Consider the following 25310-nt stretch of genomic DNA (forward strand, 5'->3'; position numbering starts at 1 on the left):
ACTTCCGAGCCCATTCAGTCATGATTTACAGCCTAAGAGCGCCGATCCGGCGCCTTGCTTTGCGAAAGTAGGGCTAGTGCATACGAACTCTTCGGGCCGTCCGAATGGACGGCACGCGCCTGGAGCGCTCTGGTAGGACTCTTTGGCGTGCTAGTCGCCTGGTGGGCGGCACGATCTCTCTATGGGAGCCAAATCGGGTTCGCTGCGGCACTGGCCCTGACCGGCGCGCCACTTTGGATTCTCGGCTCCAACCTTACGACCACGGACATCGGCGTGGGTGCACTTCTAGGAAGCGCCGTTCTGGTATTCGCTGTGGCGTTCCAGAAGAGTGACTCCCGACTGTATCCCGTGGTTTGGTTACTTGTTGGGTTGGCCTTCCTTGCCAAAGGACTAATCGCGGTCGTGTTGCCCGCTGCAACCCTACTGGCGTACGCCTGCCTGACTCGACAATATGCAAGTTTCTTGAGCGCCAAGTTCTGGCGCTGGAGTCTGCTCGCCCTGCTTGTCTCCACGCCATGGCTCGCCATAGTCTCCTTGCGCAACCCGGAGTTCCTGAACTACTTCTTCATTCATGAGCACTTCGCGAGATTTTCGTCCTCGATCCATGAGCGAGATAAGCCCTTCTGGTTCTTCATCGTCGTCACTTTAGTCGGAGTGCTTCCCTTTGCTGGACTACTACCTCGAACATTTGCGTTGAACCCTAAAAATGCGCGAATTTCCAGGTCATTCGACAGCCGGCTGTTTCTTTCGCTATGGGTACTGGTTGTCCTGGTGTTCTTCTCGCTCTCCAAGTCCAAGCTGCCGCTGTATATTCTCCCTGCGTTCCCACCGCTCGCTGTATTGATTGCCCAAGCTGCGATGTCGGCAGCGCCGTCGACATTGGGGATGAGTTTTTTGAGCATGCCTGTGTTGGGCGCTGCAATCGGGCTTCTCTTGTGGCACCCTACTCTGTCAGCCGTACTTCTGAAGCGGGAACTGAGCAACCCTAGTGTGCTTCACTATTGGGGAGGCATCACTATGCTCATTCTGGTGATCGGCGGACTCATATCCTTTGCGACTGCCACGCGTGGGCGCCCGCTGCGCGCGTATGCCATCGCATCCCTCGCAACACTAGCCAGCCTTCAGGCCGGACTGATGGCGTCCCGAGCCTTCGATTCCTTGTCCATCAAGCCAATTGGCCTGCAGGCCAAGGCCGCATCCCGCAGTGACACCGAACTCTTCAACGTCGGCCAAATAGACAGGGGGCTCGCATTCTACTCGGAAATGGCGCCAGTGATTGTCGGTGCCAGATCCGAGTTGGACATGGGATTTGACGTGGAGCCGAGCAAGTGGATTCCGAATGAGGACGCCTTCGTCAAACGGTGGCAATCGCCGGGTCACAAGCTCGCAGTGATGCGGACGGAGACGTTCCAGCGGCTGCAGTCCAGGTTAGGAAATGAGACAACTCAACTCAGTCGCAATGGCGCCAACGTCCTGGTTCAGCGGCAATGAGATTCGCCCGCTTCATCGTAGCCGGCGCCTCGGCAACCGCGGTGCACTATTTGACTTTGATAACGCTAGTGCACTATGGCGCGGCCGCGCTCTTGAGCTCCGCTCTAGGGAGCGTTGCGGGGATGATTACCCACTACGGGCTTAGCAGCCGGTGGGTGTTCGCACAAGGTGAGCGGCAAGGTTCTCGAGTCGGTAGATTTCTGACAGTAGCCTCCCTCGCCTTCGCTCTTAACTCGACGTTTGTGTGGCTTGGGCTTTCTCTTGGCCTCCACTACCTACTTGCCCAAATCTCGTCCACGCTACTAGTCATGGTGATCAACTATGGGCTGCATGCAAATTGGACGTTCACCAATGGAGAGGTGCGATGAGTACCCCTAGCCCGCTACCAGAGACAATGTCGGTGGTCGTGCCGATCTTTAATGAAGAGGCCGTCCTTCAACAGTTCCACGCTCGCCTTTGTCATGTGATGGCGAACGTGTCGTCCGACTACGAGATCATCTATATCGACGACGGCAGCCGAGATCGATCGCTTGCAATCCTGCAGCAGCTCAAGGCCGGCGATGAACGCGTGGGCGTGGTCGAACTTAGCCGCAACTTTGGCAAGGAAGCTGCGCTGACAGCGGGCCTCGATGTGTCGCGTGGCGACGCCGTGGTGGTTATCGATGCCGATCTGCAGGATCCGCCTGAGCTGATTCCGTCTCTTATTGAGAAATGGCGCGAGGGATTCGATGTTGTCTACGCAACTCGAACTTCACGTGATGGTGAAACATTCCTGAAGAAGTTCACAGCGCATTGGTTCTATCGAATGATGGGTCGGTTGAGCGAAACAGATATACCCGCTGACACCGGCGATTTCCGGCTAATGAGCCGACGAGCCGTATCTGCACTCTGCCAACTGAGGGAGCAACACCGATTCATGAAGGGGCTCTACTCATGGATCGGCTTTCGTCAGGCTGCAGTCTACTATCGACGGGATGCGAGGGCACTGGGCCAGACGAAGTTCAACTATCGCAAGCTACTTCGCTTTGCAATTGACGGCGTCACCTCGTTCTCCACAGTGCCGTTGAAGCTTGCGACCTCGATTGGGCTTTTAGTGGCAATTCCATCCTTCGCCATGGCGGTGTTCATCGTAGCAAAGACCTTATTGTTCGGGGATCCTGTCCGGGGGTATCCCTCGATGATGACCGCCATGCTGCTACTGGGTGGTCTGCAGCTTGTCTTTCTTGGGGTGCTGGGGGAATATGTTGGTCGTCTTTTCAACGAAACCAAGCGACGACCGGTGTATCTGATCGCAAGCTACATGGCACCGTCGACGCCGCAGTTTGAAATGGATGGCGATATAGCTCGAGCGGTCGTTCAAGCTCCATGCGACCGTCAATTCTTCCCATACGTGTACCAGGCCGAATGGCGCAGACCAGTTGAAGCCGCACCCCATGACGCAAATCCGACGCCGGCCCTGTCCAAATCCCGCCTGGTACCGTTGCAATAGACGGAACGCTCAACCGGGAACGCTTCGCCATTAGATGTCCACCAATTTTCGCACGGATTACATCTTGGCAATGAAGTGCGTCAATCCACCTTTAGTCACCCGCCTTCCGAAGCCTTCGCTTGACCCTGTAGCTACTACAGACTATCTACTGAAGCCATAGCCGCGCGGAAAGGAAGCAAATTGACGGAACTCGATTGGCAACCTCGTTAGCGCGTAAGGTTACTACGGGAGTCACAAATGAGTATTTTGGAAAAGCTTTTCGGGCACCATGGAAGCAGCAGCCACGGTAGGCACCACGGAACCGGCCACGGTAACGCCAACTACGGCTATGGGGCGCCTTCGCCGCTGCCTCAAAACGGTGGGATGAACTGCAGTGGCTGCGGTGCAGCAAACGCCGCCGGCGCCCGCTTCTGTCAGCAATGCGGGATGTCGTTGACCCCTAGTAGCTGCAGCCAATGCGGTGCCTCATTGCCGATCGGCGCAAAATTCTGTGCTGCTTGTGGCAAAGCGGCGAAATAATATGGTGCGAAGCGCCGTCATCCTCCATGGCGAAAAGGCGAAGGTGGCGGCGTACCGGCCATCTCGGGGTGAGGACCTCGTCCTAGTCGGGCATTGCGAGTCTGTAATCACCTTGTAATCCTTGCTTCATTCAACGCACGTATCGTTGAACTGCGTCCTTCTCCTGCTCTCGACAATGTTCCTCTCATGAATAGCGTCGTCGTCTACTCAGCCGCGTTTACTTGCGTCATGTCAACGCCTGCAATGGGAATCCGGTTGAGCAACGAGACTCTCGATGCCGACAGGGTTGGGGTTCTACTGGCGATGTGCGATGCCACTGCATCGCCTGAGCACCTGCTGGCTCTGGCCGTCAATCCGCGTCATCGCCTCGTCAAGCATCCTCCAAAGCAAAAAAATGCCGCAAGCGCCGGCGACTCGTCCTCCACTGGCGCTTCCTCGCCAGCGCCCTCCCCCAAGAAGCCCGCCAATTAGCGTGACGTGTGTTGCGCTAGGGACGCATATCCTGATAGAGCTTCAGCATGTCCCGGTACTCGTCAGCCGCCTTCTGAATCGAGAACTGCATCCGCGCGGCGTTCTCCGCGAAGGCTACACGCTCAACATCCATTTCCACACTATTCCCATCGATACTCGACTGCATTGGCACCCGGTACAGCAAGTCCTCGTTGATCTCCGGCCAGCTTGCCTCAATGTGTCGTGGTGAGGTCGTTGTCATGGTTGCCAATTTTTTCCCGCCTCCCATCGCCTTCTCTAGTTCCGCGCTGAAGTCGATGTCCCGTGCCTTGTACCCCGGCGTATCGGCGTTGGCAATGTTGGACGACAGCAACTCAAACCTTCGGAAGCGAAGGCGTAGCGCCTGCTCATGGATGCTTTCGCCACTCTGCGCGTACGTCGGAACGGGAGCTGTTTCCACCTGACACCTCCTAAAAGTCATAAAAAGCCAAAGATTAGATCGAGATCTTGGATCTCTTTCGCCCGAGCAACGCTCAATTTCTAGAAGTTTCTCATTACTGATTTGCAATCATTTCAGGGTACCTGACGCAAACAGATCATCCAGCCGACTTCCATCGACCATCACGACCGAAGACGCCGATTTTGTCGTATGAAAGCCACGATTCTTGCTGTGTAACGTCCTCGCAATCCATCAGTCATCTGCCGATTTCTATACTCGGCGCACGAATTTAGTCACTGACTTAATGAGGAGAGGCAATGAAGATTTGTCGCATAGCAGCCGCGGCGCTTGGCATGGTCGCCGGCACGGCGTTCGCTCAATCCAGCGTGACGCTCTACGGAGTCGCAGACGCAGGCATTGAGTATCTCAACAATGTACCGTCCGCCTCTGGCGGATCGAACCAGGTCCGCATGACATCCGGCAACATGTCCACATCCCGCTGGGGTCTTCGCGGGGTGGAAGACCTTGGCGGCGGACTACAGGCAGTCTTTGACCTCGAGAGCGGCATCTCTTTCGACACCGGGGCGCAGAACAACAGCACTAGACTCTTTGATCGCGGTGCCTACGTTGGTCTGCGCAGCAAGTATGGAACGCTCACCCTGGGTCGTCAAACGACGCCCATGTATGACACGGCCATTCAACTGGATCCAATGGGATTCGCTCCTCGCTACTCGCTCTTCAAGAGCGACGACGTCCTCGCAGGCCGTGCCGACAATGCCATCAAGTACCGTGGATCATTTGGCGGCCTGACCGCATCCGGTCTGTATAGCTTCAGTCGAACTGGCGGCGGCGAGATTCCGGGCAATTTCAAGGTTGACCGCAATCTTGGCGTCTCTCTGATGTATGAATCTGGCGCATTCGCCGTGGGCGCCGTGTATGACCAGTTTGAAGGCACCACAGTCGCGACTGCCAATCAACGAGACCGCCGCGCCCTGGTTGGCGCCAGCTACGCCATTGGTCCCGCGAAGGCATTCATCGGCTACCGCTGGTACAACGGTAACGTTGGCACGCTGCCGACCAACCGTTCGAATCTGTACTGGGCAGGCCTGCGCTATAGCCTGACGCCAGCGCTGACGCTTGTCGGTGCAGCGTACTACACGGATACGCGCGACTCGAATGCAGATCCAATCCTGTTCGTGGCGTCAGCAGACTATGCTCTTTCCAAGCGCACAGATGTCTACATGAACGTCGGCTATGCACTGAATCGCGGCAACTCCCAGTTGGGCGTGAACGGCTTCAACTCGGTCACGGGTGCACCCAACAATGTCGTTCCGGGCAAGGATCAGACCGGGGCGGTCATTGGCGTGCGTCACAGGTTCTGAGGTCCTGAAAGTATCGACACTCCCTTGTCAACGCAAGAGAGTTTTGGCCTCCGCATGGAGGCCATTTTTTCTTTCCCGCGTAAATGACGAAATCGTAATCAGTGAGTCATTTGTTCGTCGGTGGTCATTTTTTACACTTGAATCATGGCGAAACAAAAGGACTCGCCAACTCGACTAGGAGAAAAGACCATGAAAGCAATCCCCACCGCCATTATCGCTGCAGCAGCTTCCCTTCTGACGATCGGTTCTGTCCATGCGACAACCGCTTCGCTGGATGTCACCGCCACGCACGGTAACGGTCAAATCCACCGGCCCCGCGATCCCTTCACGGACGGTGCGCGTACCGCAACCAATGACGTGTATGCAGGCGGTGCGCGCATTGACAAGCGCGACGTGTTCAGCGATGGCGCCCGCATTGGCCCTCGCGATACCTTCACGGATGGCGCACGCATGCCGATGTCGGACATCAACTCACTGTGAGATTCGAGCCCACCGTGGCGCCCCAATAGCGCCACGGTGGGTTCAACGGATTTCACCACCGCATGGTGCCCTATCGCTGCAAATTGGCGAAGGCTTCGAGACCTGCACCAGAAGCAGGTCTTTTTTTGCCGAACTATAAGGCACTCGCGCCTGGATGACAGGGCTGATCTCTTACTGCCCCACCAGCGTGCGCGCGTCGGTCACGTGGCCCCGATAGGCTTCGAAGATGCGGCGCAGTGAGGCTTCCATGTTCACCTCGGGCTTCCAGCCCAGCTCTTCCATGGTGTTGTCGATCCTGGGCACGCGGTGCTGCACGTCCTGGTAGCCCTTGCCGTAGAAGTCGCCCGACGAGGTCTCGATGATCTGCGTCTTGCGCGCCTCGTCGGCGTATTCCGGGTAGTCGGCGGCCATCTTCAGCATCATCTCGGCCAGTTCGCGCACCGAGTGGATATTGCCCGGGTTGCCGATGTTGTAGATCTTGCCCGTGGCCACGCCGCCCGGGTTCTCGATGATGCGCATCAGCGCGCTGATGCCGTCGGCGATATCGGCAAAGGCACGCTGCTGGGCGCCGCCGTCGACCAGCTTGATCGGCTCGCCGCGCACGATATGCCCCAGGAACTGCGTCACCACGCGCGACGAGCCTTCCTTCGATTCGAAGATCGAATCCAGCCCGGCGCCGATCCAGTTGAACGGGCGGAACAGGGTGTAGTTCAGGCCTTGCTCCATGCCGTAGGCGTGGATCACGCGGTCCATCAGCTGCTTGGAGCAGGCGTAGATCCAGCGCGGCTTGTTGATCGGGCCATAGACCAGCGGCGAGGCTTCCGGATCGAATTCCTCGTCGCTGCACATGCCGTAGACCTCAGAGGTCGACGGGAACACCAGGTGCTTGCCGTACTTGACCGCGGCGCGCACGATCGGCAGGTTGGCCTCGAAGTCCAGCTCGAACACGCGCAGCGGCTGGCGCACGTAGGTGGCCGGCGTGGCGATGGCCACCAGCGGCAGCACCACGTCGCACTTGCGGATGTTGTACTCGATCCACTCCTTGTTGATAGTGATGTCACCTTCAAAGAAGTGCATGCGCGGATGGTCGACGAGGTCGCCCAGGCGGTCCGTGTTCATGTCCATGCCGTAGACCTCCCACGGCGTGGTTTCCAGGATGCGGCGCGTCAGGTGATGGCCGATGAAGCCGTTGACGCCGAGAATTAGGACCTTCTTCATATTGCTAGTGCTCCATAGAAATCCGTTAATGGATTACATACCCTTGTCTGATGCGCTGCGCGCAGCCGATGACAGATCTCGCCAGTGCAACCGCGTCGGGCTTGTCGATCCCGAGGCCGTAGCCCCGGCGCCGAAAACAAGTTGCCCCGCAACGCGGGGCAACGCTAATCACCTTGAGAACACCTAGCGTTCAACCAAGGCGCTCATCCACCAGTAAACAGCTTGCTGCGCTCGATATAGACGCGAACCCCGGCAGCACCTGGCATGTCTGGCATCAGCATGCCGAGATCCACACTCGTTCCCGAAATACTCTCTGTGAACGTCCACGCGGCCAGTTTTTCGCCGGAACGAAATGCCACGGTTTCGCCAGAGTCCACATTCACGTACCGCATGCCTGGCACCACAGCAACGGTGCGGGTGGCGTAGGATTGCTGCGCGGGCGAACCGAACAGCGCAGCGTGGCGGTTGACGGGGGACGGGCTTCGCATCTCAGCTTGGGCTACCAGTTGTTGTGCACCCATCCCTAGCCCATACGCACTCGAAAGACCGCCCAGTGCGACCGCGGCGAATACCACTGCCGTTCCTTTCACGTTCATGTCATGCTCCTTTCACATATACAGCTTTTATAGAAGCAGTGTATGAACGCGCGAAGGTCAGCATCCTTGCTGCGCCGTTACTTTTTGGCAATCTCGATCGTTAAAACCTCTATGTGTTCAGCCCAATGCCAGGTTGTTCGGTCGGGTGGTAGGGAACCATAGTCGGAATCGCGTCGCTCCATTGGGCTCACTCACCACCTCTGCTCGGCCCCCATGCAGGTCCATGATCGAGCGCACAATAGAAAGTCCTAGCCCTGTGGACTGAGAAGAATTTGATCTCGCCGCGTCACCCCGATAGAAACGTTCAAAGATGAACGCCAAATCCTCCTCGGGGATTGTGTCGCCCCAGTTCGCCACCTCGATGAGACAACCGGCCTCCTCTCTCACGACCGCAATCTTGATCGTCGTTCCCGAGCGCGCATGCCGAATGGCATTCGAAAGAAGATTGTGGATAGCGCGTTGGAACAGGATGCTATCCACTTCCAAGGTGGCATCGCCGTTCACCACTATGGCAATGCCGCGCTCTTCGGCAAGCATTTCAAAGTAGGCAGACAGCTTCTTCAACTCCCGATGTAAAGAAATCGTGGACACATCCAACGTAACCTTCGCACTATCTGCACGCGCCAAGAAGAGCATTGCATCAATCATTCTCGCAAGGCGCTGGTATTCCAGAAGACTTTCTTCGATTAAAGCAACATATTCCGCAGGTGTCCGGTCACGCGACAGCGCCACTTCGGCATGACCAATCAAATTATTCAACGGTGTGCGCAAGTCGTGAGCGAGATCGGCGGAGAATCTTGAGAGCTTGACGTAACCGTCTTCGAGTCGCTGCAGCATCGCGTTGAAGGCCCTCGCAATATCTTGTACTTCGGTTGGCTTGAACGGAATCTCAACGCGGTAACTGAGTCGCTCGACGCTGATCCGGTTAATCTGCTTGATCAGTGCGTGCGCTGGCCGTAATTCGCGGCGCGTGATAGCGGCACCGGCCATCGCCGTCAGCACAACGCCAATCGTCGTGCCGAGCAGCAGCGTGGTCCGAAAACGCCCAGTGACCTCTCGCCTGTCTTCGCCAGTCGCGCCAATGATCACAGTAACTCGGGTGCCATCCTTACCAAGCACCGCGTCGGCTGACCGTATCAATCCCAAAAAGGGGTCTCCGCCGTCGCGCCCCGGCCGGCCGAAATCTCGCGGCGCTCCATCTGCAGTGCTGAAGAGCAGCCGGCCGTCACGCGCGGAGACGCGAACGATCAGATCAGCATAGCCCCTGACCATGTCGTCAAACCTATGTTGGGCAGCGGGCACATCTTCAATGCCATCGACCTCCCGTAGGAAGTGCTCGACTTGCTCGAGCTTGCCCCGAATCACCTCGTCATCACGGGATTGGAGCTGCACGGCGAGTGAATAGTATGCGAAGGCCCCCATACTCGCTAGCGCAACCGACACCACGAGAGCAAAAAACAGTGCAAGACGCCCCGTCAGGGAGAGGGGCATCACCGATTTACCTCGCAACATGTCTTATCGCTTGCGATCGGGGTCCAGCACGTACCCCATGCCGCGCACTGTATGAATGAGCTTCTCATCGAACGGATCATCGACCTTGGCACGCAATCGCCGAATTGCGACATCCACCACGTTGGTATCGGTGTCGAAGTTCACATCCCATACTTGTGATGCGATTGTCGTACGCGAAAGGACCTCTCCCCGCCTGCGCATCAGCAAATGCAGCAAGGTGAACTCTTGGTTCGTTAGTTCAATCCGCTCCGAACCTCGGTAGACGCGACGCCCCAACACATCGATTTCCAAATCTGCGATGCGCAGACGCTCCGACTCCTTCGCCGTGCTCTGCCGCAGACAACGGCGAATACGAGCTAGCAGCTCAGCGAACGCGAAAGGCTTGACTAGGTAGTCGTCCGCGCCCATCTCGAATCCTTTTACACGATCAGCCACGTCATCGAGCGCAGTAAGAAACAGAACCGGTGTATCTCCCTTGGCCCGAATTGCCTTAATCACCGTCCACCCGTCGGCGCCCGGCAGCATGACATCGAGAATGATCACATCATAGTTTGTCATTTCGCTCATGTGGATGCCATCGCCACCAGTCGTCGCGATGTCAACCACGAAGCCGGACTCCGTCAGCCCCTTCTGCAAATACTCGGCCGTACGTGCCTCATCTTCCACCACCAGCACCCGCACGCTAGTTATCTCCTTGAAGGTTTGAACTTGTACCGTGGACGCCTCGCCAAAAGGCAACGTGCTCCTGCGATGCCGCCTGAGCACATGGCGACAGCTCGAACTGGATAGTCACGTGGTGAATGTCAAAGTCTTCCGCCAACAGGGATCGTATGGCCGGTAACATGTCTACTTCCGGATTGACTGCTGGGTCATTGACGATATGCACGCTCAGACTCGCCTTGCCAGTTGTCAACGCCCAAACGTGCAGATCATGGAAGCTTTTGACTCCCTTGACTTGCGTGAGGCTTACCTCCAGGCGTGCCAAATCTATGCCTTCCGGTACGCCCTCTAGAAGAATATTGAGACTTGATTTAAGCAGAATCCAGGTCCGCGGCAATACCCACAGCCCGATTAATACGGCGATGGCTGAATCGACCCATCCCCATCCCGTGAATCGGATGATGATGGCACCCACGATGACGCCGATCGAACCCAGCAGATCGCTCCATACCTCCAGGTAGGCCCCCCGTATGTTTAGGCTCGCTCCCTGCCTTGCGGACAGCATTCGCATGCTGACAAGGTTTACAATCAGTCCCAGAATCGCCACCCACAGCATGCCCATCGATTCGATGGACGGCGGTGACTTTAGCCGGACATACGCCTCATACAAGATGTAGATCGCGACACCAAAAAGCAACAGCGCATTGAAGGCTGCTGCCAAGATTTCGAATCGGTAGTACCCGAAGGTGCGCTTTTTGTCTGCGGGACGCTTGCCAATAGCGATGGCGGCTAAGGCAATCGCCAGTGCCACAACATCGGTGAACATGTGCGCCGCATCGGAAATCAGTGCCAGGCTATTGGTCAGCACGCCACCAACGATCTCGGCAATCAGAAATGTTCCGGTCAAGGCAAGGGCAATTTTCAACGATCGCTCATTGCCGCCGGCTTGGTCATGCGAATGTCCTGCACCCATCGTGGCTCCTTAGATGAGTGGGCGGCACAAGCCGCCCACTTCATGCCTTAAGCTGGCTGTTGACGTTCCTGCCCCTGAAGCTTCTCCCCTGCGGATACCGGCGATTCCTCGGCGTCCTCGTCTTTCCTGTGCGCCAGGCGGTAGAGCACCGGCAAGACGAGCAGCGTGAGCGCGGTTGACGATAGGATCCCGCCAATCACCACCGTGGCCAGCGGCCGCTGTACTTCCGCGCCGGTCCCCGTTGCGATCGCCATCGGCACAAAGCCAAGCGAAGCGACTAATGCCGTCATCAGCACCGGACGCAGTCGCGTCAAGGCTCCCAGACGGACCGCGCTGTCTAACGAGTGTCCTTCTTCACGCAAGGATCGGATGAACGACAGCATCACCAGGCCGTTCAGCACCGCCACGCCACTTAGCGCAATGAACCCCACTGCAGCGGTAATGGATAGCGGAATGCCACGGAGCCACAGTGCCAGAATGCCTCCCGTCAATGCGAATGGGATACCCGTAAATACAAGCAAGCCATCCTTCACATTGTTGAACATCGCGAAGAGCAGGACAAAGACGAGCATCAACGCGACAGGTACCACTATCTGAAGGCGCGTCGTGGCCGACTGCAGTTGCTCAAAGGTTCCGCCCCACGTCATCCAGTATCCGGTGGGAATCTTTACCTGACTCTGGATGGCGGCTTCCGCTTCTGGGACAAACGAGCCGATATCCCGTCCGCGCACATTTGCGCTGACGACAATACGACGCTTCCCGTTCTCACGCGAAATCTGATTAGGACCCGGTGCCAACTCAAGCGTTGCGACTTCGCTTAACGGAATGAAGGTAGTTCTCGCATCCGCGGCCGCAGCCTTTGGCAACGGAATCGGCAGCCGCCTGAGCGCCTCGACCTCACCGCGCACGGTTTCCGGTAGCCTGACGATAATGTCAAAGCGTCGATCCCCCTGGAAGAAGGTTCCTGACTCTCGACCGCCCACCCCCGTCGCTACTGCGTCCTGCACGTCGCTCATATTGAGACCATAGCGGGCTGCCTTCTCGCGATCAATGTTCACGGTCAGCATCGGAAGGCCGGTCGTCTGCTCTACTTTGACTTCCTGTGCCCCTTGGATCCCCTGCAGCACCGCCGCCATCTTCTTTGCGGTTTCGTTCAACACATTGTTGTCGTCACCAAAGATCTTGATGGCGACGTCCGAACGCACGCCAGAAATGAGTTCGTTGAACCGCAGTTGAATAGGTTGGGAGAACTCATAGTTGTTGCCCGGGATCTTGCCGGCCTCTTCCTGGATCGCAGCCAGCAGTTCGGCATGCGTCTTCTTTGGGGCCGGCCAATCCTTTTCCGGCTTGAGCATGATGTACCCGTCCGAAATGTTCGGCGGCATCGGGTCGGAGGCGATCTCCGCGGTACCGGTACGCGCGAACACCCGGTCAATCTCGGGGAACTTAGCCTTTAGCGCGACTTCGATCTCCTTCTGCATCTCGACCGATTGCGACAGACTCGTGCCTGGAATGCGCAGCGCCTGAATTGCCATATCCCCTTCATTGAGGTTGGGGATGAACTCGCTACCAAGTCGTGCAGCGACCGCGACACAGAGCACGATGGATACGACCGCAAACGTCAGCACCACGGGAGTGTTCGCCAGCGACTTTTCGAGCACCGGCTCATATCGCTGCTTGGCCCATTGCATGAGGCGGTTCTCCTTCTCGGCGACACGCTCTCCAATGAAGAGCGCCACGGCTGCCGGTACAAAGGTCACGGATAGGATCATCGCGCCGAGGAGAGCCAGCACCACCGTGAAAGCCATCGGGTGGAACATCTTTCCCTCAACACCGGTCAGCGCAAAGATTGGCAGATACACAATCATGATGATGAGCTGACCGAAGATCAGCGGTCGCCGCGCTTCCTTCGCCGCCGCGAAGACCTCATGGAACCGTTCGGTACGTGTCAGCGGCCGGCGATGGTGTTCTTGGGCGTGCGCAAGACGACGGACGCAGTTCTCCACGATCACCACCGCCCCGTCGATGATGATCCCGAAGTCGAGTGCCCCGAGACTCATCAGGTTCGCACTGATCTTGTAGTTCACCATGCCGGTGAACGTGAAGAGCATTGCAAGTGGGATGATAAGCGCCGTAATCAGTGCCGCCCGAATGTTGCCAAGGAACAGGAACAGGATAACGATGACCAGCACGGCGCCCTCAAGAAGGTTCTTCTTGACGGTGGCGATGGCCTTGTCCACCAGACGCGTCCGATCATAGACCGTCACGATCTTGACGCCTTCGGGCATCGTACGATTGACAGCGGCGACCTTCTCGTCGACGGCCTGAGACACCGCACGACTGTTTTCGCCAATCAGCATGAACACCGTGCCAAGGACGACTTCCTTGCCGTTCTCGGTGGCGGCCCCGGTGCGCAACTCCTTGCCGATTTCCACATCCCCGATGTCGCGGACGCGAATGGGTTGGCCCTGTGCCGTTCCGACAATGATATTTCGGATGTCGTCTTCAGATGTGACTTGGCCGGGCGCACGAACCAGATATTGCTCGCCGCGGCGCTCGATATAGCCGGCGCCGACGTTGTCGTTGTTCTTGTTCAGTGCATTAACCACGTCCGTTAGCGTGAGCCCATACGACGCAAGCCGTTCAAGACTGGGCGCAACTTGGTACTGCTTGTCGAAGCCACCAATGGTGTTGATCTCAGTGACACCGGGGACATTCCGCAACTGCGGTCGAACGACCCAATCCTGAATTTCGCGCAGGTCCGTCGGCGTATATTCCTTGCCGTCCGGTTTGCGTGCACCTTCCTCAGCCTCAACGGTCCAAAGGTAAATCTCACCAAGACCCGTTGAAATCGGCCCCATCGCGGGAACCACGCCTTCAGGCAGGCTTTCTTTGGCTTCCTGAATGCGCTGATTCACCAGTTGCCGCGCAAAATAGATATCCGTGCCATCCTTGAAGATGACGGTCACCTGGGACAAGCCATAGCGGGACAGCGAGCGTGTTTGCTCCAGGCCGGGCAGACCGGCCATCACGACCTCGATCGGATACGTGACGCGCTGCTCGGTTTCCAGGGGAGAGTAGCCTGGTGCCGACGTATTGATCTGAACTTGGACGTTCGTGATGTCCGGCACTGCATCGATAGGCAGACGCGTGTAGTTGTAGACGCCGAGCGCAGCCATCCCGAAGACGGCGAGCAGTACCAGCCATCGCTGCTCGATGGCAAATCGAATGATACGTTCAAACATTGCTGTCTCCGTATCAATGGCTGTGCTCGGCACTGGACTTGCCGAGCTCTGCCTTGAGAACAAAGCTGTTCTTCGCCGCATAGCGAGTACCGGCCTTCAAGCCCTCCACGATCTCGACGGCCTTTCCATTCGAGCGGCCCGTTTTCACTGGTTGCACGACAAAGCCCCCCTGCACCGGCACAAACACGACGCTCTGACCGTCGACGTCTTGGATTGCCTCCGACTGAATGGCGACCGGAACGTCTGCCTCGGCACCAAAGACGCTCACCGTGACGAACAGGCCTGGCCGCCAGGCCATCTGTGGGTTCGTCAGCGTTACGCGAGCCTTTGCGGTTCGCGTTTGCTCGCCGAGTAAGGATCCAACATAGGACACCGTGCCTTCGGCTTTGCCGTCGGATGCCGCTGAACTGATCGTAGCCTTCTCGCCGACCCGCACCTTCTCGACATCCTTGGCTGACACCACAAACTCCGCCCAGACCGAGGAGAGGTCCGACAAGGTAAACACGTTCGCGTTATCCGCCACAGCTTCCCCCAGCGAGATGTGTTTCTCGACGATGATTCCATCAAACGGCGCGCGCAGTTCATAGCGATTGAGTGCCGTGGAACTATTGCTGGCACCGATTGCCGTGAGCTTCTGCTGGGCATTCTGCACGCTGATCTGCGCCTCCTGCAGCGCATTGCGTGCTGCAAGATAATCCTGTTCTGCCGAGATTTTCTGCTCCCAAAGCTTCTTCTCCCGGTCGTAGGTAAGACGGGCCAGGTCGAGTCGCTTCTGGGCCCCAAGCAGTTCGCTGCGCTGGTCAGACAGGGTCGTGCTGGCGATCACAGCGAGCACCTGCCCCTTCTTGACTTGCTGACCAATATTGGCAGGCACGCTCTCTACCACACCGGCCAGGCGCGGAACTACGTGGGCCGTTTTGTCCTCGTTGAATCGGATTTCCCCCGGAAACCGAACGCCAGCCTGGACCTTGGCCGGACCCGCTGTCTGCATCACGACGCCGGTCTTTGCCACCTGTTCCGCTGTCAATTCGATCTTGCCTTCTTCCTTCGAGAAGCTGACAGCAAGCGGAGCCGATTGCCCTGGCAATACGACGTTCGCGCTCACGTCAAAAACGTGCGGTTCCTCAATGGTTTCCTGGCTTTCCAGCGCATCACGCGAGGCAGCGAACTTCAGCGCCTGGGTCTCGCCGGTTGCGTGGACCAGCTTCCCACTGGCACTCACTCCGTCGGAGACGGCTTTGCCCTTCTTTGTCACCCACAGGCGAATGCGCGCCTCACCTTTCGCTTCGGCCGTACCAATCTCAACATCGTACCCATCGCGCGAGAACAACGCGCCGCCGTTCGGCCCCTTCTTGGCTTCATGGTGCTCACCATCAGCGTGCGCCTTGTCGTCTTTGTGGTCCGCCTCGCTCGACCCATGGTGCTCACCGTCTGAGTGACCCTTGGCCTCGGAGTGGCCGCTGTGCTCGTCCGGCGCCGAGCGTCCAGTCAACAGGACCGCGCCGGTAGCCACGCTACCGATTAATACAATGGCTGCGATTGCAGCCTTCTGCTTGTTAGTAATGGCCATAGTATTGAATCCCGTCTTAGCGTCCCAGAATGCGATCTATCGTTGTCGCTGACTGATAGGTTTGCCCCAGTACACCCAGGTAACGAATTCGCGCTTGAAACAGCGTGCGCTGTGCATCCAGCACATCAAGGTAGTTGAACTTGCCGGCATCGAAACCAATGGTTGCCGCGTTGTACGCCTGCTCCGCAGCCGGAAGAACCGTATCCTTCAACGTCTGCGCTGAGGCGCGCGACACCGACAGCTGATTTGAGGCCTGCAGCAGCCCCCGGGTCAGATTGATTCGGTTTGCCAGGTAGTCATCCTGCGCCTTGTCTGCCAGACGAATGGCCTGATACAGGTTGCCCTGATTGCGGTCGAAGATCGGCAGGGGAATGGCGACACCTATTACGGCCATGTTCCGGTTCGCCTCGTTGTCACGCTTTGCGCCAAGGCTGACCGTGAGATCCGGGTATTGACGACTACGCTCCACGTTAATGACCGCTTGGCGACGATCCATTTCCGCACGACTGGCTGCCACCAACGGGGAACTGTCCAGTTGCTGCTGGAGAGCCTCTGGACCGGGCCTAGAGGGCAACGCATCCAAATTCCCCTGCGCCTCCGCAAACTGCGGAGCGGCATTTCCCCAAAGGGCCGTTAGTGCCTGCCGGGCAGACTGCAGACTTGCCGTCGCCTCGGCCAACTCCAACTCGGCATTCGCTTGCTCCACGCGTGCCTTCGTCTCGTCGACGGGCGAGATCTTTCCGGCGGCAACCCGCCGTGCAGCGGCCTGAGCGCCACGGGCGGCAATGTCCGCGGAACCGGTTGCCAATTTGACGCGCTCTTGGGCAATCAGTACGGAAAAAAAGCTCTCGATGACTTGCGCCCGTATGTCACCTCGGACGCTGGCTAGCGTTGCCTGCGCTAACTCACGGGTTCGCTCCGCGGCGTCAATGCGGGCCGAGCGCTTGCCGCCCAGTTCAATAGGAATATTGACTTGCCCCGTGGTTGTCCGGGTGGAGCGGCGCGTATCTTCTACAAGGGTGGCAAGCTCCGGATTGGGTATCGTCCGGGCCTGCATAATGCCGCCTTCAGTGGCGTCAAGTTCTTTGGCGGCCGCTGACAAACTGAAATTACTTGCGGCCGCAAGCGACAGCGCGGCGTCAAGTGTCAATGGTCCGGTGGTCTCTCTTGGGAGAGCCGGAATCATCGACGTTGCAACCTGCGGTTGCGCTACTGCAAAGGTTGGGCTGAGGAATGCCGCCGCCAGCCCGAGCGGCAGAAATAGTCTTCGCATCGAATTGCACCAAGGTTTTTGCCCGGGAGAACTCGACGAGACGCAGGAGCACTGAAGTCGTCTCGCCGATTACGCGAGACGGCGCCACTGAGGGCGGTCTGGTGCTCTAGGATTCAGCGAGGTAAAGGTCGAAGTGTGGTGACTATTAGCGTGTTCCACGCGCTGCGCGTTCGTCAAGTCCAAGACTTGTCCGAACATGAACGGTGCCGACACAATGTGGCACACACCGCAGTCGGTATCAAGCACCGACTTCTTTTCGAAATCAGGCTTGCTTTCCGAGGCTTGGTGACGGTGCTCGTGGTGACCAGGATGCCAAGGTGCAGACGCCGTCTCATGCTGACAATAGCGCGCCGCTGCCGCCCAAGAAAACTGGACTGGCAGGATAAGCAGCACAAGTATCAGAAAGTAGCGTCGCATGCTCTGGAGGCTTCAATCCCGCGAGGGGGCTAGCTTGCTAAAGGTCCAACGGTCACGGGTGCAGGAGGATGCAGTTTACCTCAAACACCGCAGGACCTCATCAAAACCGAGGCGCGATCATCGCTTGCGCTTGGATGTCGGTTGCCGCTTTGTTCGCTCCAACTGCCTTTTCTTCGGCGGCCCATACTTTTTGCGCAAATAGATTGCGAACCCTACGTAGAGAACGACTAGTCCAGCCAGCATAGCAAGCAAGCTGACTATGACGGACTCCGAAACATGACCGTAGTGCATTGGTGACTCCGGAGCCACAAAACCTTGAGGGAGTGGCGTTACCGTGACGGCTTGGCGAAGTGAGACATACCGCCATCTCAGAGGACAAGCCGTCAAGAAGACACTCGACTGCACCGGTGGTCAGGCGTTCGGCGCGAAGTTTAGTTTCCGCCCATGCCCTTCCGGCCATTATTGCCAAAATGTAATCATTCGTTAATTTTCATCCGTCCAGGGGCGCGGGTCTCGCCGTCACCTCCCAGCAAGCCACCGTCATGACAGCGCAATCTACCGGTCATGTTCGGAGACCTAGAATCGAATGTCCGCGTCGTTCTAACGAACGCAAACGGGGAAAGAGTGGTCGACCCAGCAACTGCCTGTGGGCATGGCATCGCTGCCGATACTGCATAGCGATACCTCGCTTGCCTCAGCCCAACACCAAGGCCAACTCGGATCGCAAGCCTGCCAACCTCGCTGACGCGACAAGCATGGGGACAAGCTCAAGGAGCGCACGATGCCGGAACTGAACCTACAAGCCCTGTACGCAACGCAGGCCGCCGCGGTCGATGTCGTCTTTGGCTTGACGGCAAAAACCTTGGATGCCTACCAGAAGCTCACCGCCTTGGGCGTTCAGACAATGAAGGAGTCCATCACTGACAGCCAGGAGACCGTGCGCAAAGTCTTGGCGACCAAAGATCGGATCGAATTCCATGCCGTGCAGGCCAGCTCGATCGAGCAAGCAGCGGAGCGAGGGAGTGCTTCTGTGGCGCAGGCAAATGCGATCATGGCCGCCCTGCGCGACGACTTCCAACAGGTCGCAGACGCCCACTACGAAGCAAGCAAGCGCAGCCTGCAAGACGTCATCGACAGGCTTTCACAGCAGACCACTCCTGGAGACGCACTAAGCGCCTGGTTGGCGGCCTTGGCATCGGCTAACACGTTCTGCGAATCCGTGCATCAAGCCTCGAAGGAAGCCGTAGAGCTGACCGGAAGCCAGTTAGCCAACACCGCTGCCAACGTTGGGGCGATGCAAAGAGCCAAAGCCCAGTCCGCGCGCGCTGGGGCTAAGCTCTAACCGCCATCGTCGTGGCAGAAGTGGGGGTAATCCCCGCTTCCACGGCGATCCTCCGCATTTGATGCCGCCGGCAACCCTGGAAGTAGTGCTCAAGGAGTTATAGCAGGAAATAATTCGCTTGCGAGCCGTCGCAGCGACCTGAAGGCTTCCTCGGCGACTTCACCGCGCTAGCTTCGGAGCGTCCTGCTCGACAGCAGTATCGCTATCCTAACGGCGGGCCGCCCGGCACGCCGCGGAAGAGTGGCTGACGACCGTCATCACTAGGCAATCTGCCTGTCATTCCCGTGGCACTAGAATCAAATTTCATGCACCGGATAGAAAGCACGCGAATGGACCAAAGCGGAACTAGCGAATTAATTCGTGCTCTTCGACTCGAATTCTCCGATCTCGCCAACCTATCGGAGGCACTTCGTGCCGGCGTGAGACTGACAGTGTCAATGGTCCTTGGCGGGATCCTCGGATATGAGCGCGAGCACGCTGGGAAGATCGCCGGTGTTCGAACTCACATGCTAGTGGCACTGGGTGCATGTGTATTCGTTATTGTCCCCATTCAGGCCGGCATTCAATTGCCTGACATCAGCCGTGTGCTTCAAGGCCTTACCTCAGGCATCGGCTTTCTCTGCGCCGGGGCAATCTTGAAGGCTGATGACGCCAGCCATGTAAGGGGACTAACCACCGCAGCGAGCATATGGATGGCCGCAGCGATTGGTGTATCGGCTGGAATGGGTCATGCAATGACAGCAGTGCTCGCAACAGCATACTCGCTTGTGGTGTTGGGACTACTGCGAAAGTGGAAGCCAGATCGGAGCGAATAACGTCGCCTGGAAATTTGTGAAGGGGGCGACCACATCCATAGATGAGTCATTAGTGACGCCTCTGTCGTACAGCGGCTACTAGCGCCAGCTAACTGCATTCATTATTCGACGGAATTTCTAGAAATGACGCCGAGCATCAAACAACCCTCAGCAGTGATACGTGGGTAACTTTTCCCAGTATCCGCAGCATCTATGCGTACGAGCCTTTTTTCGATAAGCGTGTCGATGACCGTGCGATCTAACTGACCGAGGTTAGGGGCTGATTCCCGGATCAAAATGAGGGTGGCCACTTCATGCGGTGTCAGCATGGTCTTCGCCCACGTGTGTCGGCGTCGCGCCGTTGCGCCAACGTCGCACTTGACTCCCCCCCGGCAGGTCTCTAAGGAAAGAATCAGCCATCCTAGCGTGCATCCACCCAAGGCAGAAGAACAAGCGAAGCACCTTGTTGCGAACTTCACCCTTCCGAGGCCATTGCGGTTAACGAGCAATCGAAAAAACTAGTCGGCTGGCGACTCAAGCATCTGGGATACGTGACGGAATGACCAGCTCACCTACCGCGCTCCTATCGGTAGCCGCAGGGAAAATAAATTTAATCATCAATCCAGCACGGGAGACTGGAACTCCCGCGCTGACTGCCACTGGCCATAGCGACTTTAGGAAAAGCGAGATGAAGCGGACGAGTCTGTCACCTTCCTCCCTGCCCCTTCGGTTTTCCCGCCTTGTCGTGCTCGTCGAACTCAGGCTTTGTCCCCTCGTTAGGGTGTTTCTGCGCCGCATGCTCACTTTGTGCCCGTTTGACGGTCTGCTCGCCAGGGGGATATTCGCTGTTCTTTATCGTCTGGGTACCTTCGTGCTTAGATTTTGCCAGCTCCTCCTTGACTTCGGCACGCGTGCGCCCTTGCGTGCCATCCTTGGAGCTTTGCGCAAATACCGGTCCGCAAACAAATACCGTCATCAAGGTGCTGATAAGAAGTTTTTTCATAACCGTTACCTCTTAATATCCAACGTTGTATCTCTGCCATTCTAATATCGAATCTCGTTGATTCCTTTGCACCCACATTGACGAAGCATGACAAATTTGACACGTAGATTGAAGAATTCTTGCAGAAGCATACCGTAGAGACTATCCCTGCAACCAAAGGTGACCTTAGAGACAGATCACAACCTCCGCGTAACAAACTTCGCGCGCACTGGAAAGTCAAGCGACCGAATTGCCCACAGCATGGGGAAGGAGACATCCACGATGCGACTGAGTTGGGTGCACGCTGGCAAAAACCTCCAGCTCGCGATCAGCGTTCTTTGTCTCGGTAGGCGAGCAGCCGCAGCGCATTGATGACTACCAATAGCGTCGAGCCCTCGTGCATCGCCACTGCCGGTCCAATGCCCAGGCCAAGAATTGTCGCAGGCACGAGGAAGGCGACCACGCCGAGACTAATGAATACGTTCTGCAAAATGATTGAGCGCGTGTGCCGGCTCAGCGCAACCGCGAACGGTAAGTGCCGCAGGTCGTCAGCCATGAGTGCCACATCCGCTGTTTCCAGTGCCACGTCGGATCCGGCTGCACCCATTGCAATGCCTACCGTGGCATTTGCCATGGCAGGGGCGTCGTTCACGCCGTCACCTACCATGGCGACCTTTGCTTCCCGGCGTAGCTTCCTGATCGCCTCGACCTTGTCTTCAGGCATCAGGTCACCCCAGGCTTCGTCAAGTCCGACGTCCTTAGCAATGGCGTCCGCGACCTTCTGATTGTCCCCTGAAATCATAATCATGCGCTTGATGCCCAGGGCATGCAGCCGTTCGAGCGTGATGCGCGCGGCCGACCGTGGCGTATCCATGAGGCCAATGGCACCGACATCCTGCTGACCGCGGCGGACGACCATCGTGGTGCGGCCGCGATTGCGTAGCACTTCAATTGCCGATGTCATGGCTTCACTCAGCGGCGCAATGCCTTCGACACCGAACATTTCCGCCTTGCCAATCCATACGGTCTCGCCGTCGAGGCGTGCGGTCACACCGCGCCCCGTCAAGCTCCTCAGGTCGCTGGCCGAGGGAACGCCTTCCTCCCCTACCCGCTCGCGCCCGTCGCGGGCAATGGCCGCGGCAAGCGGGTGATCGCTTAGCGATTCCACCGCAATGGCAATCCTTAGCAATTCATCTTCGGTACAACCTTCCGCCGGCACAATGTCGGTGATATGAGGGCGCCCCTCAGTCAGGGTTCCGGTTTTGTCGAACGCTATTGCTTTGAGCGAGCCGAGATTCTCGAGTGGCGCACCGCCTTTGACCAAAACACCACCGCGCGCCGCGCGTGCCACGCCAGAAAGGACCGCGCTGGGTGTTGCGATGGCTAGCGCGCACGGGCTGGCCGCCACCAACACTGCCATGGCTCGGTAAAAGCTCGCACTGAACGGTTCGTCGATCACCAACCCGGCGAACAGCAAAATACCGGCAAGACCCAGCACCGCTGGCACAAATAAGCGCTCGAACCTTTCGGTAAAGCGCTGGGTCGGAGACTTTTGAGTTTGGGCCTCGCTGACCATCTTGACAACCTTCGCCAGCGCAGTCTCGCCGGACAGGCGTGTCACTTCCACCTCGATGGCCCCGACACCGTTAATGGTTCCGGCAAACACGCGCGACTCGGCGCCGACCGCGCCAGGCTTGGCCCGCGCAGCTGCGGCGTCTTTCACCGCGTGCTTATCGACTGGAATGCTTTCTCCAGTGACTGGTGCCTGGTTTACTGCCGAGGCACCCTTGACAAGAAATCCATCCGCCGGCAGGCGTTCATTGGGGCGGACCACAACTACATCGGCAATCTTCAATTGCTCGACAGGGACTTCCCGAGTCTTCCCATCCTGCAGCACTGTAGCCGTGGAAGGCGCAAGTTCAGCCAGCGCCTCTATCGCCTGCTTGGCACGGCCCATGGCAAAGTGCTCGAGCGAGTGACCAAGACTGAAAAGAAAGAGAAGCAACGCGCCTTCAGCCCAGGCGCCCAATGATGCCGCGCCTGCCGCAGCGACCAACATCAGCGTGTCGATCTCAAATTTCTTGAGGCGTAAGTTGTCGATTGCCTCGCGGACCGTGTAAAAACCACCGCAAAAGTACGCCGCTACATAGCAGGCAATCGGTAGCCAGCCAGCGGCACCAGCGGCCAGTTTCTCGATGGCGAAGCCAACCCCCAACAATGCACCGCAGGTGAGCGAAAAGATCAGTTCGGAGTTGTCCCCGAAGAGGCCACCGTGGGCATGCTCATGCTCCTTTGCGCCCCAATCTTCGACGTGCTCCGCAGTGCCATGTGCATGACCAGCATGCTCGTCCTTAGCCGAGGGGATGGCGACCTTCTCTGACGCCCCCAACTCCGCAAGCGTTTCCCGGATCCTTGCCTCCGTGACTTGATCAGCGTCAAACTCGGCGCGCACCAACCCCGTGGAGCTAACCTCTGCCTCCAACACACCCGGAAGCACCCGCAGCCGTTCGGCGACGGCGCGCGCGCGGCGCTCATGCGTGACACCCTCAACTTGCCACAGTACATGTCCAAACCTTGCCGTGATCCTCGCCCCTGCGCTTAGCGCGAGTTCACGAATCCGCGCAAGGGGGACAACGGCGGGATCATAGTGAACACAGAGCTGTGCCGGCTCCCGCGCAGCGGCGGGTCTGACATGCACCGCCTCAACGCCATCTCGGCCATCCAATTCGCCCATCAACCGGGCCACGCACGCGGCATCGACTATGTCCGGCAACAGGATTGGGATATCCATGCGTAGCTTCTCGGTCATCGTTCACGTCCTTTGTTCGAGGCATTTCTTGCGTCAATGATCGGCAATCCTGGCAGAGCGAACACACGCGATTTCCAAGTATGGCGACGTTGGTCGCCTGAGAGATCGTTACACGGTCCAGGTTGACCCTTGCGCGGAGCGAACTCGAAAATGGCCGGCATTGACGCACCAAGCCACCCAGCGTGGTTACATTCAAACGGTACCTTGTGGCTACCCGCAAGAAGCGGGCCCGCAGGTGGAGAGGCGACGCCCGTCCCCGTCCTCAGGAAAATGGGCGCCAAGGTACGACTCCGTGATGAGCGTCGCATTCGGGGGCCTCCTCTCCTCGACGAGCCACGCGTTAGACGTGTCATTCACGCGTCAGCGATGGCGCCCGAAAGAAGTCCTCTCAGAGTTCGCGAGGGATTGGTTTGGATGCCTTCAGCTGTCCATCCGCGGGACCACACGAGGTTTTCAGTTGCGTCCGTCGATGAGCTGCCCCAAATTGACGATTGATCCACGACCGCATTGGCTTCTCGACCGTGAAATGGAGCAAGATGGCCGCAGCAATCGTGATTGATAGGAGCAATAGTGCTTGCATCGCGCCAGGCATATCGGCCACGTAGGGAAGCCGTGATCGACCGAAGCTAAAGAAATACTGAGGAATACGCTGTACGATGTAGATGCAATAGGAAATCTCCCCGAGAAATACCAGCAATCGGAACGAGAGAATTTTGGCGAGCGCGTCCTTCCCGTATGACAAAGACAGGATCATTCCAGCCGCGCCCAAGACGAACAGCGTATCCACGTGCAGAGCAATTCCAACAGCGCAGACTACTGTTGAAAGGAGTGCCGCCCATCGGTATCCGTGGTAGTCGATCCATACTCTGCGGAGACGGCAAAGTAGCACACCCAGCATGAACTCTGGCACCAGTCGCGCCAAGCCTCCGCTGAGCGCAAGGTGGTCCGGTGAGGTCACTTCAATGATGGCCAGCACGGCGAACATACAACCCGCTGCCAGGAGGATACGTCTGGGATTAAATCTTGGCGCTGCGAAAAGGAAGATCGGAAAGCAGACGTATGCAAACCATTCGGCACTGACGGACCAGCCAACATCGTTCCACCCACCTGAGCCGGCATAGCGCCATGCACTGAGCATGAACAGCTCAAGAAACAACCGAGACGCAGAATAGTTCACGCTGCCGAGCATATCGGACCGCGTCACCCAATCGTAGCCGACAACGGCCACTGCCATAGCGCAGAGACAGACAATGTAAGCGGGATAGATGCGCGCGATACGTGCAACGATAAACTCGCTCCAATCCCGCCTCATGCCTGAAGATGAGTCGTAGTTGTAAGTGAGTATGAACCCGCTCAAGACAAAGAATCCATCTACTCCAAGATAACCGCGATCAAAAAATACGCTGGAAATTCCGATGTCAAATAGTGCGCCAGATCCCTCGTAGCTGTAAAGCCAATGCCTGCATAACACCCACAAAGCAAAGAACAGCCGCAGACTGGTGAGCGGCAAGAATTGAGGCATTTTATTCTCCCCCTTCGACCGGCACGACGAGTCGCTGCCCATTCTGGGACGATCTGCGTCGTCGTCGTGCGCGGTACTGTTGTCTTGGCGCTAGCCTCCAGCTTGGACGAACAAGCGTCGGCCTCAACCGATCAGGTCAAGAGCGAA

Annotated in this window: 22 protein-coding genes; 8 read left to right on the top strand and 14 right to left on the bottom strand. The window is 57.6% G+C overall.

What is annotated here, in order from left to right; genetic code table 11:
• Positions 1 to 54 precede the first annotated feature (54 nt).
• The 4 genes from AC1Q7H_RS34640 (at position 55) to AC1Q7H_RS34655 (ending at position 3499) form a co-directional block, all read left to right on the top strand.
• On the top strand, positions 55 to 1491 hold the full coding sequence (locus AC1Q7H_RS34640; protein ID WP_492382245.1) for a glycosyltransferase family 39 protein: 1437 nt from the start codon (positions 55 to 57) through the stop codon (positions 1489 to 1491).
• Entirely contained in the window at positions 1488 to 1859 is a 372-nt protein-coding gene (locus AC1Q7H_RS34645; RefSeq protein WP_025586280.1) for a GtrA family protein, read from the top strand. Before AC1Q7H_RS34640 ends, AC1Q7H_RS34645 begins: the two co-directional genes overlap by 4 nt.
• Positions 1856 to 2980 (top strand): glycosyltransferase family 2 protein, encoded by a 1125-nt coding sequence (locus AC1Q7H_RS34650; RefSeq protein WP_492382246.1) that lies wholly within the window; start codon positions 1856 to 1858, stop codon positions 2978 to 2980. Before AC1Q7H_RS34645 ends, AC1Q7H_RS34650 begins: the two co-directional genes overlap by 4 nt.
• A gap of 363 nt (positions 2981 to 3343) precedes the next feature.
• Positions 3344 to 3499 carry a double zinc ribbon domain-containing protein gene (locus tag AC1Q7H_RS34655; protein WP_277342456.1) on the top strand — a complete coding sequence of 52 codons (156 nt, stop codon included), beginning with the start codon at positions 3344 to 3346 and terminating at the stop codon, positions 3497 to 3499.
• A 487-nt stretch (positions 3500 to 3986) separates the two neighbouring features.
• On the opposite strand, the gene flgB is transcribed toward AC1Q7H_RS34655, so the two are convergent.
• Positions 3987 to 4409 carry a flagellar basal body rod protein FlgB gene (gene flgB / locus AC1Q7H_RS34660; RefSeq protein ID WP_492382247.1) on the bottom strand — a complete coding sequence of 141 codons (423 nt, stop codon included), beginning with the start codon at positions 4407 to 4409 and terminating at the stop codon, positions 3987 to 3989.
• 296 nt (positions 4410 to 4705) lie between these two features.
• On the opposite strand from flgB, the gene AC1Q7H_RS34665 reads away from it, so the two are divergent.
• Both AC1Q7H_RS34665 and AC1Q7H_RS34670 read left to right on the top strand, forming a co-directional pair.
• Positions 4706 to 5770: a porin gene (locus tag AC1Q7H_RS34665; RefSeq protein ID WP_025586285.1), complete on the top strand. Its 1065-nt coding sequence runs from the start codon at positions 4706 to 4708 to the stop codon at positions 5768 to 5770.
• Between the two features lie 189 nt (positions 5771 to 5959).
• Positions 5960 to 6250, top strand: a complete 291-nt coding sequence (locus AC1Q7H_RS34670; RefSeq protein ID WP_492382248.1) for a hypothetical protein — start codon at positions 5960 to 5962, stop codon at positions 6248 to 6250.
• 171 nt (positions 6251 to 6421) lie between these two features.
• Here the strand turns inward: AC1Q7H_RS34670 and AC1Q7H_RS34675 are convergent, their stop codons facing one another.
• From AC1Q7H_RS34675 to czcI, 9 genes are all read right to left on the bottom strand, one after another.
• Positions 6422 to 7468 (bottom strand): bifunctional UDP-4-keto-pentose/UDP-xylose synthase, encoded by a 1047-nt coding sequence (locus AC1Q7H_RS34675; RefSeq protein ID WP_492382249.1) that lies wholly within the window; start codon positions 7466 to 7468, stop codon positions 6422 to 6424.
• Positions 7469 to 7671: 203 nt separating this feature from the next.
• On the bottom strand, positions 7672 to 8064 hold the full coding sequence (locus AC1Q7H_RS34680) for a CzcE family metal-binding protein (protein WP_492382250.1): 393 nt from the start codon (positions 8062 to 8064) through the stop codon (positions 7672 to 7674).
• 117 nt (positions 8065 to 8181) lie between these two features.
• On the bottom strand, positions 8182 to 9555 hold the full coding sequence (locus tag AC1Q7H_RS34685) for a heavy metal sensor histidine kinase (protein ID WP_492382251.1): 1374 nt from the start codon (positions 9553 to 9555) through the stop codon (positions 8182 to 8184).
• A 24-nt stretch (positions 9556 to 9579) separates the two neighbouring features.
• Complete coding sequence (locus AC1Q7H_RS34690; RefSeq protein ID WP_025586292.1) at positions 9580 to 10257, bottom strand: heavy metal response regulator transcription factor; 678 nt, start codon at positions 10255 to 10257, stop codon at positions 9580 to 9582.
• A 1-nt stretch (position 10258) separates the two neighbouring features.
• Entirely contained in the window at positions 10259 to 11209 is a 951-nt protein-coding gene (locus AC1Q7H_RS34695; RefSeq protein ID WP_492382252.1) for a cation diffusion facilitator family transporter, read from the bottom strand.
• 47 nt (positions 11210 to 11256) lie between these two features.
• Entirely contained in the window at positions 11257 to 14454 is a 3198-nt protein-coding gene (locus AC1Q7H_RS34700; protein ID WP_492382253.1) for an efflux RND transporter permease subunit, read from the bottom strand.
• Between the two features lie 13 nt (positions 14455 to 14467).
• Positions 14468 to 16024: an efflux RND transporter periplasmic adaptor subunit gene (locus AC1Q7H_RS34705; protein ID WP_492382254.1), complete on the bottom strand. Its 1557-nt coding sequence runs from the start codon at positions 16022 to 16024 to the stop codon at positions 14468 to 14470.
• 16 nt (positions 16025 to 16040) lie between these two features.
• Positions 16041 to 17297, bottom strand: coding sequence for a TolC family protein (locus tag AC1Q7H_RS34710; protein ID WP_435384467.1), 1257 nt, complete (start codon positions 17295 to 17297; stop codon positions 16041 to 16043).
• Between the two features lie 69 nt (positions 17298 to 17366).
• The gene (czcI, locus tag AC1Q7H_RS34715) at positions 17367 to 17714 is read right to left on the bottom strand and encodes a cation efflux protein, CzcI family (RefSeq protein ID WP_435384468.1); all 348 of its coding nucleotides are present in this window, start codon (positions 17712 to 17714) and stop codon (positions 17367 to 17369) included.
• Positions 17715 to 18495: 781 nt separating this feature from the next.
• On the opposite strand from czcI, the gene AC1Q7H_RS34720 reads away from it, so the two are divergent.
• Positions 18496 to 19056: a phasin family protein gene (locus tag AC1Q7H_RS34720; protein WP_492382255.1), complete on the top strand. Its 561-nt coding sequence runs from the start codon at positions 18496 to 18498 to the stop codon at positions 19054 to 19056.
• 329 nt (positions 19057 to 19385) lie between these two features.
• Positions 19386 to 19871 (top strand): MgtC/SapB family protein, encoded by a 486-nt coding sequence (locus tag AC1Q7H_RS34725; RefSeq protein ID WP_081712755.1) that lies wholly within the window; start codon positions 19386 to 19388, stop codon positions 19869 to 19871.
• A 101-nt stretch (positions 19872 to 19972) separates the two neighbouring features.
• On the opposite strand, the gene AC1Q7H_RS34730 is transcribed toward AC1Q7H_RS34725, so the two are convergent.
• The 4 genes from AC1Q7H_RS34730 to AC1Q7H_RS34745 form a co-directional block, all read right to left on the bottom strand.
• On the bottom strand, positions 19973 to 20179 hold the full coding sequence (locus tag AC1Q7H_RS34730) for a hypothetical protein (RefSeq protein WP_492382256.1): 207 nt from the start codon (positions 20177 to 20179) through the stop codon (positions 19973 to 19975).
• A gap of 377 nt (positions 20180 to 20556) precedes the next feature.
• The gene (locus AC1Q7H_RS34735) at positions 20557 to 20853 is read right to left on the bottom strand and encodes a DUF4148 domain-containing protein (RefSeq protein ID WP_116345931.1); all 297 of its coding nucleotides are present in this window, start codon (positions 20851 to 20853) and stop codon (positions 20557 to 20559) included.
• Between the two features lie 307 nt (positions 20854 to 21160).
• Positions 21161 to 23641: a heavy metal translocating P-type ATPase gene (locus AC1Q7H_RS34740; RefSeq protein WP_492382257.1), complete on the bottom strand. Its 2481-nt coding sequence runs from the start codon at positions 23639 to 23641 to the stop codon at positions 21161 to 21163.
• A gap of 388 nt (positions 23642 to 24029) precedes the next feature.
• Complete coding sequence (locus AC1Q7H_RS34745; RefSeq protein WP_492382258.1) at positions 24030 to 25163, bottom strand: acyltransferase family protein; 1134 nt, start codon at positions 25161 to 25163, stop codon at positions 24030 to 24032.
• Positions 25164 to 25310: the final 147 nt, after the last annotated feature.

It is taken from the genome of Cupriavidus sp. GW823-FHT06D04, assembly GCF_058795055.1.

What these genes read in the sequence shown, in the direction of transcription:
- AC1Q7H_RS34745 (WP_492382258.1), bottom strand. Translation starts at nt 25,163, where the DNA reads ATGCCTCAATTCTTGCCGCTCACCAGTCTGCGGCTGTTCTTTGCTTTG.
- AC1Q7H_RS34685 (WP_492382251.1), bottom strand. Translation starts at nt 9,555, where the DNA reads ATGCCCCTCTCCCTGACGGGGCGTCTTGCACTGTTTTTTGCTCTCGTG.
- AC1Q7H_RS34695 (WP_492382252.1), bottom strand. Translation starts at nt 11,209, where the DNA reads ATGGGTGCAGGACATTCGCATGACCAAGCCGGCGGCAATGAGCGATCG.
- AC1Q7H_RS34665 (WP_025586285.1), top strand. Translation starts at nt 4,706, where the DNA reads ATGAAGATTTGTCGCATAGCAGCCGCGGCGCTTGGCATGGTCGCCGGC.
- AC1Q7H_RS34725 (WP_081712755.1), top strand. Translation starts at nt 19,386, where the DNA reads ATGGACCAAAGCGGAACTAGCGAATTAATTCGTGCTCTTCGACTCGAA.
- AC1Q7H_RS34680 (WP_492382250.1), bottom strand. Translation starts at nt 8,064, where the DNA reads ATGAACGTGAAAGGAACGGCAGTGGTATTCGCCGCGGTCGCACTGGGC.
- AC1Q7H_RS34710 (WP_435384467.1), bottom strand. Translation starts at nt 17,297, where the DNA reads ATGCGAAGACTATTTCTGCCGCTCGGGCTGGCGGCGGCATTCCTCAGC.
- AC1Q7H_RS34645 (WP_025586280.1), top strand. Translation starts at nt 1,488, where the DNA reads ATGAGATTCGCCCGCTTCATCGTAGCCGGCGCCTCGGCAACCGCGGTG.
- AC1Q7H_RS34700 (WP_492382253.1), bottom strand. Translation starts at nt 14,454, where the DNA reads ATGTTTGAACGTATCATTCGATTTGCCATCGAGCAGCGATGGCTGGTA.
- czcI (WP_435384468.1), bottom strand. Translation starts at nt 17,714, where the DNA reads ATGCGACGCTACTTTCTGATACTTGTGCTGCTTATCCTGCCAGTCCAG.
- AC1Q7H_RS34735 (WP_116345931.1), bottom strand. Translation starts at nt 20,853, where the DNA reads ATGAAAAAACTTCTTATCAGCACCTTGATGACGGTATTTGTTTGCGGA.
- AC1Q7H_RS34675 (WP_492382249.1), bottom strand. Translation starts at nt 7,468, where the DNA reads ATGAAGAAGGTCCTAATTCTCGGCGTCAACGGCTTCATCGGCCATCAC.
- AC1Q7H_RS34670 (WP_492382248.1), top strand. Translation starts at nt 5,960, where the DNA reads ATGAAAGCAATCCCCACCGCCATTATCGCTGCAGCAGCTTCCCTTCTG.
- AC1Q7H_RS34705 (WP_492382254.1), bottom strand. Translation starts at nt 16,024, where the DNA reads ATGGCCATTACTAACAAGCAGAAGGCTGCAATCGCAGCCATTGTATTA.
- AC1Q7H_RS34655 (WP_277342456.1), top strand. Translation starts at nt 3,344, where the DNA reads ATGAACTGCAGTGGCTGCGGTGCAGCAAACGCCGCCGGCGCCCGCTTC.
- AC1Q7H_RS34720 (WP_492382255.1), top strand. Translation starts at nt 18,496, where the DNA reads ATGCCGGAACTGAACCTACAAGCCCTGTACGCAACGCAGGCCGCCGCG.
- AC1Q7H_RS34730 (WP_492382256.1), bottom strand. Translation starts at nt 20,179, where the DNA reads ATGCTGACACCGCATGAAGTGGCCACCCTCATTTTGATCCGGGAATCA.
- AC1Q7H_RS34740 (WP_492382257.1), bottom strand. Translation starts at nt 23,641, where the DNA reads ATGACCGAGAAGCTACGCATGGATATCCCAATCCTGTTGCCGGACATA.
- AC1Q7H_RS34650 (WP_492382246.1), top strand. Translation starts at nt 1,856, where the DNA reads ATGAGTACCCCTAGCCCGCTACCAGAGACAATGTCGGTGGTCGTGCCG.